The organism is Prevotella melaninogenica, assembly GCF_003609775.1.
In the GTDB taxonomy this organism is placed as follows: Bacteria; Bacteroidota; Bacteroidia; order Bacteroidales; family Bacteroidaceae; genus Prevotella; species Prevotella melaninogenica_A.
On sequence record NZ_AP018050.1, the window covers coordinates 604808 to 621201 of the forward strand.

The following is a 16394-nucleotide window of genomic DNA, read 5'->3' on the forward strand; positions in this document are numbered from 1 at the left end:
TCTCATATAGGTAATCATAATTATGACTTTAGTATTCTTGTTTTCCAGTCAGCGTATAGCCGAGCCGGGCATTAAGTTGGTGGGCAAGTTGTTCTATCTTTTTCCGTTCAGGTTCCATTGTGTCGTCATAAAGCTGTTCGATGACACGGAGAGGAGCGATGGTGTCGCTGGGCAATGGGTCTTCCTGTATTTCGGAAGGACAGTAGAAAGCGATGACATTCAGCGACTCATAGACCTTGATAGAGTCGGGATTGCTGTAGCTATAGAATGCAACTCTCCGTTCTGTCAGCCCGCTAACCTTGTAAACAGCCGTCATGTTGTTGTCGAAGAAGTCGTAACGGTATCGCCTTGCAAGGTAATCACCATCTTTACAGAAGCAGGTTGGAGGGAAAAAGATATCGCCCCCTATGACTTGAAGAAAGATGGCAAGTAGCCAAAGTCCTATGCCTATCACTCCGCTGTAAAGGCGTATCACTAACTTCCTTTCACTTTTCCGTGCTGCAATCATCAGCATAATGGGCGACAAGAGGGCAATCCATATCAGCCAGTAAGACAGTCCCCAGCGTAGGTGGATGTCTTCGGGCAGTAGGGCGTAAATCAGTCCACAGAGGATGATTGAGCCAAGGTGGAAGGCTGTAACCAGCGATAGTTCTTTACGTTGGACGAATACCTTTATTCTTTCCCATTGCAACTTTTGCATATTGTCAATGTTGGGTTTGCTGCAAATTTACGTTTTTTTGTGTTATAAAGCAAGTTTTTGTTGTGTTTTTTTGCTTTCGTTAAAAGTGTAAAAAGCAAAGGAAGTGATATGAGAATATCTTTACAATCTGACAAGTGTTTGAACGCCAAAACGCCAAAAAATGACGTTTTTAAGTCTTTACGCAACCATCAGACAATCAAGGACTTGCATAATTGCATTTCAAAAGGGCGTTAATAAGACTTCAAAAGGGCGTTAACAAGACTTCAAAAGAGCATCTTTTGCAAGCCAATTAGGCATCTTTTCAAAGGCAAAAGAGCATCAATTCGAATTTATCCTTTGAAATATTTATACAAAAACCATGTATGTGTCACTACAAAGAGACAAAAGCTAAGTTTATACAAACACAATGATGAATGTCCAAGGATTTAGTGGAAGAACCTTTTTTGTCCAAAATGAAGAACCAGAAAACAATTGGGCACGGTGTTTGTTAACGATGTTTAAAATGAGAAAAATAAATAGGTGGATGCGAGATACCTGCTATTTTTTTCGTAATTTTACCCCCAAATTCATTTAAGGCATGAGTAACAATTCACTTACATGCCGATTATAGGAAATAGATGAAGCAAAAGACAACGATAAAACTTATCTATGCGTGGGCACTCCTTTTAGTGTTCACTTCTATGCTTTTGCTCAAAGATTTCCACTATCATAACACTTCTTATCCTTGTTCTGAAAAGGCTTCGGTAAGCCACGATGCTTCGGTGAAGCAGGTTTGTAGTACTTGTGACTTCACAATGCACGAGTCTACTGCAGCCAAGGCAACCGTCTTTCAGCCTGTTGTAGCGATAAGTTGGGTTCCAAGATGTTCTTTTACAGAACAAACTGTCTATCAGGTTATTGTCTCTCTCAATAGCCATTCGCCTCCGACAGTGGGCTAATTATCACCTTATTTATATGGGATAGGTGTGCACTAAGGTGTGCATACATGTCCGTATGACAAACTTTTCGTAGGTTCTTTGCCCATTTAAGGGGGCGAAAGAGCCGTCTATTGACATTTAATATTTAGTCTATGATGCTTAAATCAGAATCAGGCAAGCATCAGTGGGCAGGTGTTTTATTCGCGTTGCTATGTTGGTCTATGCCATTAGTAGCACAGAATGAGAATACCACTAAGCCCGCTCATGATTCTATTTGCCTAAGTGAAGTAGTTGTTTCTACTCGTCGCCAGATGATGAGTGCAAATCAGATAGGCAGTCAAATCAATCAAACAGCCATTACAAACGCTATGGGACGCTCCTTAGGCTCACTGCTTGAGGGAGTTAGTGGTATGAGTTCTATCCAGACAGGAACGATTGTTTCAAAGCCTGTGATACATGGAATGTATGGTAATCGCATACTCTTGGTGAGCAATGGTGCACGTTTGACGGGTCAGCAATGGGGTGCAGATCATGCGCCAGAGGTCGATAAAAACAGTTATAGTAACATCGAAGTGGTCAAGGGTGCTGATGCTGTAAAGTATGGCTCTGAGGCACTTGGCGGTATTGTTCTTATGCAACCTTCACCCTTACCTTATGATGTCAGTGGTCTTCATGGTATGGTATCGGGGCTTTATGGCACAAATGGTAGACGCTTCGGTGCCTCAGGCTATGTTGAAAGTAGCTTTAAGTGGCTGGGTAATTGGGCGTGGCGTTTGCATCTAAATACTGAGAATGGAGGCGACAGAAGTACGGCTCATTACTTGTTGAACAATACCGGAATGCGTGAAAACGACCTATCCCTCGCCTTAGGCTACAGCCGTGATCGCTGGAGAGTGGAGGCAGGGTATAGTCTTTTTACACAGAAATTGGGCGTTATGCAGAGTGCACAAATGGGCAATGAGCAGTTGCTTCAAGAGCGTATCAGGCTCGGCAGACCCGTTGATTTCACGCCTTTCAGTCGACAGATAGACTATCCTTTTCAGCAGATCAATCATCACATTGCCTATCTCAAGGCCTTTTATGATCACGAAAAGATAGGACATTTTGCCTTTCAATCAACCTTTCAGCAAGACAATCGACGTGAGAACCGCATCCGACGTCTGAACCATTCGGACATTCCAACGGTCAGTTTACACTTGAAGTCGTTGCAGAATTCACTCGTTTGGAACAAGGGCTATCAGCATTGGAAGAGCGAGGCTGGAGCGCAGTTGATAATAACCGACAATACAAACGAGCGTGGAACGGGCGTTGTTCCGATTATTCCTAATTACACAGAAGTGGCTTTCGGACTCTATGGGCTGCAGAAATACACTGCCGATCGGTGGGGAATGGAGGCTGGAGTGCGTTTAGATGGACAGCAAACGAAGGCTGACGGCTATGATTGGACAGGACGAAGATATGGCGGAAAGCGTGACTTTACGAACTTTACTTATAGTCTTGGCGGTCATTACCACATCACCAAACAACTGAAACTGACATCACATTTCGGTGTGGCTTGGCGTGCCCCACACGTCTATGAATTGTATAGCAATGGTAACGAACTTAGTTCTGGTATCTTTGTGAAAGGCGATTCAACCCTTCTCTCAGAGCAGAGTTACAAGTGGATTACCTCGTTGAAGTATACTAATAAATACTTTGATGTTCAGCTCGATGGCTATCTTCAGTGGATTAACAACTACATCTACGACCAGCCAACGGGGCGGAATATCACAGTCGTGTCGGGGGCTTACCCTGTCTTTCAGTACAAGCAGACACGTGCTTTCTTCCAAGGAGTAGACTTAGATGCCCATGTCCGCCCACTGTCATCACTCGATTATCATCTTGTTACGGCAATGATTTGGGCGCGCGAAATGCCTTCTCACGCCTATCTTCCTTATATTCCGAGCTTCCGTCTGACCCATTCGCTGACGTGGTCGCTACCTTTCTTCAAGGCATTCTCGCCAAAGATAGGACTCAGTCATCGCTTTGTGGCTAAGCAAACACGCTTCAACCCATCCACAGACCTCATCACAACGAGTCCTGAGGCCTATCATCTCATGGGCTTTGATGTTAGCTTCTCGGTGCCAATGCGTGAGGGACAGTCGCTTCGTGTAGGTCTGATGGGCGACAATATCCTTAATCGTGAGTACAAGGAATACACCAACCGCAGCCGCTACTATGCCCATGATATGGGTCGTGACGTGCGCTGTATGATTACATGGAACTTCTAATTAAAAAGATAAAAACGATGAAAACAAAAAGATTAATAAATGGTCTTGTACTTGCTTTTAGTGCAGTAATGACCATGCTGTTCGTGGCTTGTAACCCTGAACAGCCTGAGAATGAGAAAGAAAACAAACTGCATGAAGACCCAGTTCGGGCTGTCTTCACCCTCCAAGAGGGAACGCTCAACAACGTTTCTGCCTTCGACAACACACCGAAGATGGCTAACTTCAAGGCAGCTTCTGTCCCTGCTCAAGTGATAGAATGGCAGACAACGGCTGGTCAAGGTTGGCACGTGACAAGTCCAACAAAGTCGTTCAACGTAAAGAATAGCGTTGACAACCCTTCTGTTGTTTATCTTCTGAAGATGGACTATTATAATGCAAAGGGCGAAATGATGAACAGTCAGTTCTACAATCTCGGTCAGGACAAGATTCATCAACACTTCTTCTCAATGTTCAAGCAGGTGATGTATGATGGACAGACGAGTTCTGTGCGTGTCACAAACAAAGCAGAACTGCCTTATGACTACCGTTATATCGACGAGTTAAACGGCACTTTCGTTGGCGACACAAATCCTATGGGCTTTGAAGGTCTTATCAAATTCGTGAAGCCGGGACGTGAGTTTACACTCTCTATCGACCTGCTCCACGCTGCAGGAAGTAAGTTTGGTGACGACGGAAAGGCCTCTCCTTTCTACAATCCAGCTGGAAAGTTGCTTAGCACTGGACTTTGGGATATCAACGTTAAACTGCCTATCGTGATTGATGGGCAGTCAACTGAGGAGAGTACTACTGACCCTTCACTTATCAATCCTGCAAAGGTTGTGATTGAAATCTATAACGGTCACTTGCATGGACCAAAGGCTTTTCATCAGAACCCAACACCAAAAGAATTGAAGTATATCGGACGTAACTACAAACTCACTTACACTTTGGAGAATGGAAAATGGGTGGCTGACCCACAGAATGGTAAGAGCGTGAATCTTATGGGTAGCAGTCAGAGGTTTTATGAGTCGGCTTTTGTCATCCACTATTACGACAAGGCGGGCAACGAAATCACCTCTCAAATTTTCAATAATGGCGAAGACAGCCACTATCAGCACTTCTTTATGGTAGATAATATTCGCCCTTCTTATGGCGGAAAGAAGGAGGCAACCGATGTTAACTCTCCTGATTTCTTTAATTATGTCTACTGTGATACAGACCCATGGAATAAGACTAACAAGTTTGATGGTGCTAAATTCTTTGGTAAAAACAATCCTATCGGTCATAAAGGTTACTTCGAGTTCTTGCGTACGCATAAGCAGTTTAACCTCGAAATTCGCCTGATGCGCGCTCGTAACTCTAAGTTGACAAATGGCGAAGCAAGTCCTTTCTACGCACCAACCGAACGCCAGTTGAAGGAGGAAGCATGGTTGCCAACCATCGTTGTGCCGATGAATATCTATATGGATAGCGATGAGCGCGAACTCGACTCAAAGGTTTTCGACACTGAATTTGATAAGTTAAGCAACGATGCAAAGGACTATTCAGAGAGCAACATGGTGTCAATTCGCTCGCTTATGGATGCTTTTGAAATAACCGACATCAAGACAGCCGTCCTCGATTTCTGGTGGAATTTCCACGGAGACAGCAAGCACAGCGATGCTGGTTTCTGGTTCTAAACGAGAAAATCAATGGCTTATCCCTACCGCTCTTGATGCCGATAGGGGAGGAAATAATATGATCGCTGTTTCTTTATCTTCTCACAGATAGCACAGATAAACAGAGTCCATAGGACACACAGAAACCTAAAGGTTATGGATAACACAGAACGTTAAAACGCAAATCCAGCACAAGCAAATCGTCAACTATAACTCTGTGAGTTCTCCGACCTTTAGGTCTCTGAGCGTTTGAGTGTACAAAAAGGAAATCTGTTCTTTCTGTTCATCTGTGTCATCTGTGAGAGAATGCTGTGATAGAATGCCGTGATAGAGTCGCTGTTTCTTTATCTTCTCACAGATAGCACAGATAAACAGAGCCCATAGGACGCACAGAAACCTAAAGGTTATTGATGACACAGAACCTTTGTTTTATGCTTTCTGTCTTCTTTATCTATGTGTGATTGTAAAAATCTTTCACATCTTCAAAATTAAAACATCATCTTTTGGCTTTGAAAAGACGCCCAATTGGCTTGCAAAAGATGCCCTTTAAGCCCCTTACTAACGCCCTTTTGAAGTCTTATTAACGCCCTTTTGAAAATCACTTCTGCAACTACTTGAACACAAGAGAGTTATAACGATGTTTAAAATGCTCGTTTTTAGTCTTTTACTCCATCTTTTGTCTTGCTCTTTTGTAATAATATTTCATAACGTTGGGCGAATGAATTTTCTCATAGAGGGCAGAGATTTACGATGATATGATATTGTTTCCTAACAGCTTTTATTTTCTTATCGGCATCTTGTCTGTCTTTGTAACTTGACGTAGCAGGTTACGTCTGCGCCTAAAAGACAAACAATCTGCTCGATGATATAACAAAATATGTTTAGGTTCTAATAATCGATTTGGGTTAAAATACCTATTAGTAAGTATTGACAAGACGAAAATCTTCGCCTATCTTTGCAACAAAAGTAGACAGAATGGAGAAGATATTAAAATGCCATAGAGCATCAAGCAATTGAAAGCGTACTGCAGAATGAATGCAATACGCTTTTTTTTATGAACAAAATAAAACATTGTCCGTTAATAAGATAATAATGAAAACATTAAAAGAAGATGTGCGGAGTAGGATTGTTATGGCTGCCCGCAGTGAATTTGTTAAGTGTGGATATAGGAAGACCTCGATGCGAACAATCTCGGCAAAGTCCGGTGTTGTGTTGGGGAATATATATAATTATTTTAAGACAAAGGACGACATCTTATGTGCTGTCCTGCATCCGCTACTCTCTGTGATAGGCGAACGAATGGCGTCGCATAGCAAGGGTGAACACGAAGAAAAGCACCTTGATTTCTCCCCACAACGGCAGAAGGATTTTCTAAAGGAAATGCTTCGTATCATTTTCTTATATAAGGAAGAGCTGAGACTACTGCTCTTTGAGTCGCAGGGTACCTCCTTGGAGAATTTCCGTGAGAACTTTATCGACGAACAAGTGGCGATAAGTAAAACTTACATGGAGCAGGTGGGGACGAGAGTGTCGCCTCTCTTCTTTCGTATTAACGCCTCTACATGGGTGACCATCATCGGTGAGATTGTGATGAACCCCGACCTTCGAAAGGAGGAAGTGAGGCAGGCTTTGGCCGAATATATATGCTACAATACGGCAGGGTGGCAAGAACTCATAAAACAATAAGTTAGGTATGAAGAGATTAATCCTTATTACAATGTTATGTCTGTGCCCTCTGCTCGTGGCGGCCCAACGGCTGTTAAGGGGTAAGATAGTGGAGAAAGAAACGTCGACTCCTATCTGTGGAGCTTGCATAGCAGTTAAGGGAACGAAGCAGCAGGTGCTCTCTGACAGGACAGGCGGTTATGAGCTGACGATTACCGCAGCGGGTGCCTATACGATAGAGGTGTCGGCTGTAGGCTACAAACGGCTTAGAGAGGTCGTTACGGTGGGTGGTGATGCGACAAGAGACTACTATCTCGACCCCTCATCGACCTCGCTTCGTGAGGTTGTTGTGCGGAGTTCAGTGCAGAGTGCGGAGATAAATCAGATACGGCAAAGCCCTATGGCTGTGACAGTTGTGGATGGAGTAAAACTGAGAGGACGAGCGAGTAGCATAGAGGAGATACTGACGCAGACGTCAGGAATTAAGGTTCGGAGATCAGGCGGACTGGGGAGTGCGTCGCGCATCTCGGTTCATGGCTTAGAAGGGAAGCGTGTGGCTGTGTATATTGATGGGTTCCCACTGAACAGTCCTGACGGGTCCTTTGATATTAATGACATCCCGATAGATGTCATCAAGTATATCGAGGTGTATAAAGGGATTGTTCCTGCGGAGTATGGCGGAGATGGCTTAGGAGGTGCTATCAATATCGTCACGCGAGAAGATGAGTGCGACTTGGTGGGCTTCACACAAGAGTTGGCATCCTTTGGGACGGTGAAGACACTCGTAAGTGGACAAAAGCTCTTTAGCCGACCGGGGGTATTATTTAACGTGGCCTTCTTTAAGAATAAGTCGAAAATGATTATATGATGTCGTGGCCAGTGTTCGAGACCAATCTACCTGCGTCGGCATATAGAAAGGTGAGACGTAGGAACGACTATTACGAAGCCAATTTCTATCATGTTGGGTTAGGGTTTAGGAAACTTTACTTTGATAAGTTCGACCTGGAGTGTGCCTTTTATAAGAATGAGAAGGGAATACAGGCACTTAATTTCGACGCTCGACATGCCTATACAAAAGGGATAAATATCATGCCAAATATTGTGTTAGAGAAACGTGACTTCCTCGTTAAAGGATTGGATATGAAGTATGCTATCGTTACTCCCATTATCCGCTCAAATATGACAGACACCGCCACTACGAGGAGACAATGGGACGGAACAGTCACGCAAGCCGTAGGAGAGACGGACGACAACCTTTTTAACGAGTCGCATGATCGGCAGTTTGAGGTGAGGAGTAAGTTTAACTTGAAATATACACGGGGTCGGCACACTCTTAATCTCAATGACCAATACGCCTACTCGGCTTATACTCCTAAGGACGAACGCATGAAAGGCTATCTTGGCTTTGACCCCAGTGCCTATCCAAGTAGGATGACTGCAAACAACATTGGGCTCAGTCATCTGTTTGTGTCAGATAATCGTCGGCTACAAAACTCATTGACAATCAGCATATACTACCTTAATTCAAGGGTTTACAGAACCAGTGACGCACTGGTAAAAGGGGCGATAACAGACGAGTTAGCACCCAAGCAGACCCGTGTGGAACGGTCGTATTATGGGTTCAGTGAGGGCTTCAGCTATGAACTGTGGAAGGATGTGCGGGCGAAGCTGTCATTTTCGCATAATGTGAGGATACCTGATACGGGCGAACTCTTTGGCAATGGGATAAGCATCAAACCATCGGTGAACCTGCAGCCAGAGGTGGGGAATAATCTGAACCTTGGCTTTATCGTCGATAGAAGAGGACTATGTGGACTCATGAGGGTACAGTGGGAGACGAATTTCTACTATATGATGATGAAGAACATGATAAGACTCTTTCCTGCTGACACACGTTCTATCTATACGAACTTAGGGAAGACAAGGACCATTGGAATGGACACTGACGTGAAGGTGGACGTCACACGCAATGTCTATCTCTACTTTAATCTGACTTTACAGGATATCCGAGACAGGCAAAGATGGTTTAATGACGAACAAGGAACGAGCAACCCTACCTATAATAAGCACGTCCCTAACATCCCTGCCTTTTACTATAACTATGGCATGGAGTACCATGCAGAGGGCTTGATAGGGTGCCGAGAGCTGTCGAGAGTATATATTGACGTGTCGCATGTGGGCGAGTTTGACTGGGGATGGCAGATGAGTTCACTTGCAGAGGAGCGTAGGAAATGGCGTATCCCATCCAATGATGTCTTTACGATAGGGCTCCAACAGTCTTTATGGCATAATAATATGTCACTGAGCCTTGAGTTAGAAAACGTCTTCAACAAGGAGAACTACATGGAATTTAAGATGCCTCTGCCCGGAAGAACCTTAAAGGCAAAACTACGCTTCAACCTGTTCAGAGACAAACTGGCAGGTGGGGCAATGAGCTTATAATTATTAACTTCTTTAATCAAAACACAATGAAACATTATTTCTTAACCGCAGCTATAATGCTGCTCACGACCGTCGGACTATTATCTTGCGACAAAGACTCACCTGACACACCGCCTGCACCGGCAAAGACGGAGATGGGTTTCGTCCATAGTGTTAACATCGGAGACAATACATACGTAAGTGTTTTCAAAGACATGAACGTTGGTTCGCTCAATACGGACAATGCTTTGGTGTTTGCCAAGGGTGCTTATACCTTCGTATATAAGGCGAAAGTGTATATAACCGACACCGAACGCATCTATAAATATGCCCAGAAAGAGGGAAAGTTAGTGCAGGAAGGGAATACTATCCTACTCCCAAGTGGGGCTGCAGCAATGCACATCACCTTCGCTTCCGACCATAAGGCATACGTCTCTTGTCCTGGTTTAGGAAAGGTGATCATCATCAATCCTACCACAATGGAGAAGGTTGGAGAGATTGATTTGGCGGAGTACTCCTTAGGGAAAGCCGCTGGTGATAATAATCCAGAGCCTGCCGCATCTATCATAAGAGACGGAATACTCTATGTGGCACTTAGTCAAATGAAGTCTACATACGTCTGTGAAGCAGGGGCTTACGTGGCTTTGATTGACACAAAAACCGATAAACCTATCAAAGTCGTTAGTGATTCTCGTGTCTCAATGGCCTCTGGTGAGTCGCCAGCTGGCGACCCTTTCATCGATGAGAAGGGTGATATCTATTTTTATTGTGTAGCGATGTTCGGCTATCAACCTGGTGTCAAGGAGGGATTTCTGCGTATTAAGAAAGGTCAGACTGACTTTGATAAATCCTACTGCTTCACCCTTGCGGATGTTGACTTAGTAGGAGTCAAAGGCAATAAAACCTCGTATGCTTACATGAAGGTGTATGGCGGCAACGGAAAGGTGTATGCTTACCTGAACATCCCAGGTGCTGCAAGTAATCCACCAGACTATGTTCACGATAAATGCTTCCAACCTTTCGAGATTAATCTCTACAATAAGAGCTGTACAAAGTTGGACCTCTCTGCCACAGCTGGGTGGGCTGCAACCCTCTGTAAGTCGGGTAATGACATCATCTTCGGTATGTCCACCGACCAAGGTATGGGCTATTCTGTCTATCATCCAGCCACTGCCACCTACGAGACTCTCAAGGTAAAAACCTCTGGTGCACCATATTTTGTGCATGAGTTGAGGTAGTTTGTGTACATATCGAATCCACAGAAAGAGTAGTTGTCCCTTCTCTTGAGGGTGTATCATTTTTGATATACCCTCAAGGGAAAGGACTGCTTGGTGGATGCTGATGGCTCTTTGTGTGGTTGTTAGGGGGGGAGATATTCCTTCTTCCCCTTTTTCTGATTTAACCCAAATCGGTCATTAGAGGCTAAACATATCTTGTTTTATTATTGAGCAGATTGTTGTCTTTGTAACGCAGGTGTAGCAGGCTACTTCAAGTTACAAAGACAGACAAGATGCCGCTAAGAAAATATAAGATGTTAGGAAACAATACCATAGTAATAAGCATTATACATATTAGTGGTCTAATGACCGATTGGGGTTTAATATTATGTTGTTTGGGGATTTGAAATATTATTACAAAAATAAGCGATTGGGAGTCAGAAAAAGGGCAAGAAAAGGAGTGCTTTTAATGCCTTTGTAAGTAGTTGTGTGTCAGGATGTTGCTGATGTGGTTTTCAAAAGGTGCCTAATTAGACTTCAAAAGGGCGTTAGTAAGGGGCTTAAAGGGCATCTTTTGCAAGCCAATAGGGCGTCTTTTAGAAGGCGATTAGGCATCTATTTGTTTTTGATTGGTGAATTTTTTATTACAAAATGAAGGTTTGTGATTGGAGTGTTCAGAGTAGGAAGAAATAAAAACTACTATTTCATAGCGTGTGTTTACCTGCCTTTTGTGTTCCATATAAAGTCGTACTTTTCCTTTATTGTTCTATCTTGGGGAGGGTTTGTAAGCAAGCACACTTCTTCCGAAAAATAAAGAAAGCAGAGGTGGGTAGGGTGAAGGTAGTGCGGATTTGTTGTGATAATCTCGGGTTAGCATATATTAATGAAGTCATAGAAACGTCGTGAAAGTTGGTTGATATAAGATATTTTTAAAGATGTTGGTAACTTTTCCCATTATGCTTTGCTTTTGTACTTTTTATTTGTTATCTTTGCGGTAGATTTAATTTAAAAAGTGTTCTAAGACGATATATGGCTAAAATAAAGACAATTGGAATTCTGACCTCTGGTGGTGACGCCCCAGGAATGAATGCAGCAATACGTGCTGTGACCAGAGCCGGTATCTATAATGGTTTTGAAATCAAGGGTATCTATCGTGGTTATGAAGGATTGATAACAGGTGATATTAAGTCTTTTACCACAGAGAATGTCAGTGGTATTATCGGTCAGGGCGGTACGATTCTCAAGACGGCACGCTCAAAAAGCTTTGCAACGATGGAAGGTCGCCAGCAGGCATACGACAATCTTGTGAAGGAAGGCATTGATGCGTTAGTAGTCATTGGCGGTAATGGTTCGTTGACGGGAGCGATGATCTTTGCACAGGAGTTTGATATTTGTTGCATTGGTCTGCCCGGTACGATTGACAACGACCTTTATGGCACGGATAGTACTATTGGTTATGACACGACGATGAACACTATTATGGAATGTGTTGACCGTATTCGTGATACTGCCCAGAGCCATGAGCGTATCTTCTTCGTGGAGGTGATGGGACGTGATGCTGGTTTCCTTGCACAGAACTCGGCTATTGCCAGCGGTGCTGAGGCTGCTATTATTCCAGAAGACTCTACTAATGTTGACCAGTTGGGCCGTTTCATGGAGCGTGGTATTCGTAAGTCAAAGAAGAGCTGTATCGTTATTGTCTCTGAGAGTCCTAAGTGCGGTGCAATGTATTATGCAGACCGTGTGCGTAAGGAGTTCCCTGACTACGATGTGCGTGTGTCAATTCTTGGGCACTTACAGCGTGGCGGTCGTCCTTCAGCACGTGACCGAATCCTTGCCAGCCGTACAGGTGTTGGTGCTATTGAGGCAATCCTTCAGGGGCAGCGTAACATCATGGTTGGCGTTAGAAACAATGAGGTGGTTTACGTACCATTGTCTGAGGCGATTCGTTCTGATAAGCCTTTCGACAAGAAACTTATTAAGGTTCTCGACGAGTTGAGCATCTAAGAGGGGTCTTTCCACCTTATTTATATATAGAGGAAATAATAATAAAAAACAACAAAGATATTTATGTCACAGATTAATGGGCGCATCTCCCAGATTATCGGTCCTGTTATCGATGTCTATTTTGATACCAAGGGAGAGAATCCTGAGAAGGTTCTGCCAAAGATTCATGATGCCCTACGCGTAAAACGTGCGAATGGGCAGGATTTGATTATCGAGGTACAGCAGCACATCGGTGAAGATACCGTGCGCTGTGTGGCTATGGATAATACAGACGGCCTGCAGCGTAACCTTGAGGTTGTACCAACAGGCAGTCCTATTGTCATGCCAGCTGGCGACCAGATTAAGGGTCGTATGATGAACGTTATCGGTCAGCCTATCGACGGTATGGAGCCACTGAGCATGGAAGGTGCTTATCCTATCCATCGTGAGCCTCCTAAGTATGAAGACCTCTCTACACGTAAAGAGATGCTTCAGACCGGTATTAAGGTCATCGACTTACTTGAGCCTTATATGAAGGGTGGTAAGATTGGACTCTTCGGTGGTGCTGGTGTAGGTAAGACGGTGCTTATCATGGAGTTGATTAACAACATCGCAAAGGGTCACAATGGTTACTCAGTATTTGCTGGTGTAGGTGAGCGTACTCGTGAGGGTAACGACTTGATTCGCGATATGTTGGAGTCAGGCGTTATTCGTTATGGCGAGAAGTTCCGCAAGGCAATGGATGAAGGCAAGTGGGACCTTTCACTTGTTGATCAGGAGGAGTTGCAGCAGTCGCAGGCAACACTTGTCTATGGACAGATGAATGAGCCACCTGGCGCACGTGCATCAGTGGCACTCTCAGGTCTGACTGTTGCTGAGGAGTTCCGCGATCACGGAGGTAAGAATGGTGAGGCAGCTGATATCATGTTCTTCATCGATAATATCTTCCGTTTCACACAGGCTGGTTCTGAGGTGTCAGCGTTGTTGGGTCGTATGCCATCAGCCGTAGGTTATCAGCCTACTTTGGCGAGTGAGATGGGTACGATGCAGGAGCGTATTACCTCTACAAAGCATGGTTCTATTACTTCAGTACAGGCGGTTTATGTGCCTGCTGACGACTTGACCGACCCTGCTCCAGCTACTACCTTTACCCACTTGGATGCAACAACAGAGTTAAGCCGTAAGATTACTGAGCTTGGTATCTATCCAGCGGTAGACCCATTGGGTAGTACCTCACGTATCCTTGACCCACTGATTGTTGGTAAGGAGCATTATGAGTGTGCTCAGAGAGTAAAGCAGTTGCTGCAGCATTATAACGAATTGCAGGATATCATCGCCATCTTGGGTATGGACGAGTTGTCAGACGAGGATAAGTTGGTTGTGAACCGTGCTCGTCGTGTACAGCGTTTCCTCTCTCAGCCATTTACTGTTGCTGAGCAGTTCACTGGTGTTAAGGGTGTTATGGTACCAATCGAGGATACTATCAAGGGCTTCAATGCTATCTTGAATGGTGAGGTTGACGACCTGCCAGAGCAGGCGTTCTTGAACGTTGGTACGATTGAGGATGTCAAGGAGAAGGCTAAGCGTCTTTTGGAGGCTTCTAAGTAATCGTCTTCTTGTACAAACTGAATAATAATTGAATTGTCTATGTTGACACTTAGAATAGTTTCTCCCGAAAGGATTGTCTTTACAGGCGAGGTGGATAGTGTGTTGGTTCCGGGTACAGTGGGACCGTTTGAGATTCTTGATAATCACGCACCTATCATCTCTACGCTCAGTGAGGGCAAGGTAGCTTATAGCATAAAAGGGGCGAAGACGGAGCTTCAGATCGTTGGCGGATTCGTTGAGGTGAAGAAGAACTTAGTCAGCCTTTGTGTAGAAATCTAAAGAAATATAACTGACAGACAGCTGAATACGGATGATGGATGCTAACAAAGTATATAAGAAGTACTATAAGAATAACCTGTTTATTATTGCAGGTCTCTTTCTTATTGGCTTGCTCGGAGTGCAGCTAACGCAGCAAACGGCTTATATCAATGTGCTGACCATTTGTGCTGTTTATTCGCTTATCACCTCTTCTATCTATGGAGGAGCTTGGAAAGCGATAGCCAGTCAGTCGCCCGCAGTACTGAATAACTTCTATCTTGCGGCTTCTGGTTTTCGTATGCTGTTGGCGTTCTTGACCGTTTTGATTTATGCAATGGTGGTGAAGGAACGCGCAATGGTAATCGGCTTTGTTGTTATCTTCATGATATTCTATCTTGTGCTGTTGGCATTTGATACCGTCTATTTTTACAAAGTGGAAAAGAACAATAAAATTAATAATTAACGAATGAAATATCTCAAGCATCTGATTTGTATGGTAATGATGCTCTTCCTGTTAGTGCCTGGTGCTGCTGCATCAAGCAGTAAAGGGGGAGAGATTGACCTGCAGGAGATATTGTGGGGACATATCAAGGACTCATACGAGTGGCATGTTACCAGTATCGGCGATAAGCATATCATCATCAATCTGCCAGTCTTTGTGAAAACATCAAAAGGCTGGTACACGGGTTGGGCTGAAGACTTTGCTGAAGAGCCGTTAGAGGAAGGTCCACACGCAGGCTATCGTCCTTGTAAAAATAACCCAGACCTGTTCATTGCAACGAAGGGAAACTATGAACGTCGTATCGTTGAGTTGCAGGAGGATGGCACGGAAGTGCGTCCTATTGACCTCTCTATAACGAAGACGGTGTGCGTACTCTTCATTGATGCCATCATTCTCTTGCTGTGTATCTTGATTCCAGCACGCTGGTGTCGCCGTCATAAGTTTACGGATAAGGCTCCAAAGGGATTCACGGGATTGATGCACATGATGATTATGTATGTTTATGATGAGGTGATTAAGCCTGCATTAGGCAAGGAGGCAGACAAGTATGCGCCTTATCTGCTGACTTGTTTCTTCTTCATTTTCATCTCTAACCTCATGGGTATCATACCATTCCCACCAGGTGGCGGTAACTTGACAGGTAACATTACGGTAACATTCTTCCTTGCAGTGTGTACGTTCTTGATAACAAACTTCTCTGGAACAAAGCATTATTGGAAGGAAATCTTCTGGCCAGAGGTTCCTGTATGGATGAAGGTTCCGGTGCCATTGATGCCATTCATTGAAATCTTTGGTATCTTCACGAAACCGTTTGCTTTGATGGTCCGTCTCTTTGCTAACATGATGGCAGGTCATGCGATAGCATTGGCTTTGACGTGTGTCATCTTTATTACAGCAACAATGAGTGTTGTTATCAGCACTTCTATGACGATTGTGAGTGTGGGTATGAGTATCTTCATGATGCTCCTCGAATTGCTTGTTTGCTTCATTCAGGCAATGGTATTCACGATGTTGAGTGCGGTGTTCATCTCATTTGCAAGAGTACACGAGTCTGAGGCGTAGGAGAATGGCTGCGGATTGTCCTAACCTATATAGGAACTCTAGGCTATCTAGGAACCCTAGGAACCTAACCAAACTAGGAATCCTATGATAACTGGAAACCTATGATAACTGGAACCCCAAGGAATAATAGGATAAATAGCTTCACTATTCC

General features: G+C 44.1%; 11 protein-coding genes and 1 pseudogene. 11 read left to right on the forward strand and 1 reads right to left on the reverse strand.

All coding sequences use genetic code 11. The features are described from left to right. Positions 1-28 precede the first annotated feature (28 nt). Positions 29-700, reverse strand: a complete 672-nt coding sequence (locus tag PMEL_RS09115; RefSeq protein ID WP_120175015.1) for a hypothetical protein — start codon at positions 698-700, stop codon at positions 29-31. 617 nt (positions 701-1317) lie between these two features. Here PMEL_RS09115 and PMEL_RS09120 point away from each other — a divergent pair. From PMEL_RS09120 to atpB, 11 genes and pseudogenes are all read left to right on the forward strand, one after another. Continuing rightward, entirely contained in the window at positions 1318-1638 is a 321-nt protein-coding gene (locus PMEL_RS09120; protein WP_120175016.1) for a hypothetical protein, read from the forward strand. 131 nt (positions 1639-1769) lie between these two features. Continuing rightward, positions 1770-3887, forward strand: coding sequence for a TonB-dependent receptor (locus tag PMEL_RS09125; RefSeq protein WP_120175017.1), 2118 nt, complete (start codon positions 1770-1772; stop codon positions 3885-3887). Positions 3888-3904: 17 nt separating this feature from the next. Further along, a complete protein-coding gene (locus tag PMEL_RS09130; RefSeq protein ID WP_120175018.1) occupies positions 3905-5545 on the forward strand; it encodes a hypothetical protein in 1641 nt (546 codons plus the stop codon). A 1071-nt stretch (positions 5546-6616) separates the two neighbouring features. Continuing rightward, positions 6617-7210, forward strand: a complete 594-nt coding sequence (locus PMEL_RS09135) for a TetR/AcrR family transcriptional regulator (protein WP_120175525.1) — start codon at positions 6617-6619, stop codon at positions 7208-7210. Positions 7211-7217: 7 nt separating this feature from the next. Further along, positions 7218-9631: pseudogene (locus tag PMEL_RS09140) on the forward strand (TonB-dependent receptor). A gap of 26 nt (positions 9632-9657) precedes the next feature. Beyond that, positions 9658-10848, forward strand: a complete 1191-nt coding sequence (locus PMEL_RS09145; protein ID WP_120175019.1) for a YncE family protein — start codon at positions 9658-9660, stop codon at positions 10846-10848. A 1008-nt stretch (positions 10849-11856) separates the two neighbouring features. Continuing rightward, entirely contained in the window at positions 11857-12834 is a 978-nt protein-coding gene (gene pfkA / locus PMEL_RS09150; protein ID WP_120175020.1) for a 6-phosphofructokinase, read from the forward strand. A 63-nt stretch (positions 12835-12897) separates the two neighbouring features. Further along, positions 12898-14421: a F0F1 ATP synthase subunit beta gene (gene atpD / locus PMEL_RS09155; RefSeq protein ID WP_120175021.1), complete on the forward strand. Its 1524-nt coding sequence runs from the start codon at positions 12898-12900 to the stop codon at positions 14419-14421. Positions 14422-14460: 39 nt separating this feature from the next. Beyond that, positions 14461-14700, forward strand: a complete 240-nt coding sequence (locus tag PMEL_RS09160) for a F0F1 ATP synthase subunit epsilon (protein ID WP_120175022.1) — start codon at positions 14461-14463, stop codon at positions 14698-14700. A gap of 31 nt (positions 14701-14731) precedes the next feature. Next, positions 14732-15142, forward strand: coding sequence for a hypothetical protein (locus PMEL_RS09165; protein WP_120175023.1), 411 nt, complete (start codon positions 14732-14734; stop codon positions 15140-15142). Between the two features lie 3 nt (positions 15143-15145). Then, positions 15146-16243: a F0F1 ATP synthase subunit A gene (gene atpB, locus PMEL_RS09170; protein ID WP_120175024.1), complete on the forward strand. Its 1098-nt coding sequence runs from the start codon at positions 15146-15148 to the stop codon at positions 16241-16243. Positions 16244-16394: the final 151 nt, after the last annotated feature.

What these genes read in the sequence shown, in the direction of transcription:
- PMEL_RS09165 (WP_120175023.1), top strand. Translation starts at nt 14,732, where the DNA reads ATGATGGATGCTAACAAAGTATATAAGAAGTACTATAAGAATAACCTG.
- PMEL_RS09145 (WP_120175019.1), top strand. Translation starts at nt 9,658, where the DNA reads ATGAAACATTATTTCTTAACCGCAGCTATAATGCTGCTCACGACCGTC.
- PMEL_RS09115 (WP_120175015.1), bottom strand. Translation starts at nt 700, where the DNA reads ATGCAAAAGTTGCAATGGGAAAGAATAAAGGTATTCGTCCAACGTAAA.
- PMEL_RS09125 (WP_120175017.1), top strand. Translation starts at nt 1,770, where the DNA reads ATGATGCTTAAATCAGAATCAGGCAAGCATCAGTGGGCAGGTGTTTTA.
- atpD (WP_120175021.1), top strand. Translation starts at nt 12,898, where the DNA reads ATGTCACAGATTAATGGGCGCATCTCCCAGATTATCGGTCCTGTTATC.
- atpB (WP_120175024.1), top strand. Translation starts at nt 15,146, where the DNA reads ATGAAATATCTCAAGCATCTGATTTGTATGGTAATGATGCTCTTCCTG.
- PMEL_RS09160 (WP_120175022.1), top strand. Translation starts at nt 14,461, where the DNA reads ATGTTGACACTTAGAATAGTTTCTCCCGAAAGGATTGTCTTTACAGGC.
- pfkA (WP_120175020.1), top strand. Translation starts at nt 11,857, where the DNA reads ATGGCTAAAATAAAGACAATTGGAATTCTGACCTCTGGTGGTGACGCC.
- PMEL_RS09120 (WP_120175016.1), top strand. Translation starts at nt 1,318, where the DNA reads ATGAAGCAAAAGACAACGATAAAACTTATCTATGCGTGGGCACTCCTT.
- PMEL_RS09130 (WP_120175018.1), top strand. Translation starts at nt 3,905, where the DNA reads ATGAAAACAAAAAGATTAATAAATGGTCTTGTACTTGCTTTTAGTGCA.
- PMEL_RS09135 (WP_120175525.1), top strand. Translation starts at nt 6,617, where the DNA reads ATGAAAACATTAAAAGAAGATGTGCGGAGTAGGATTGTTATGGCTGCC.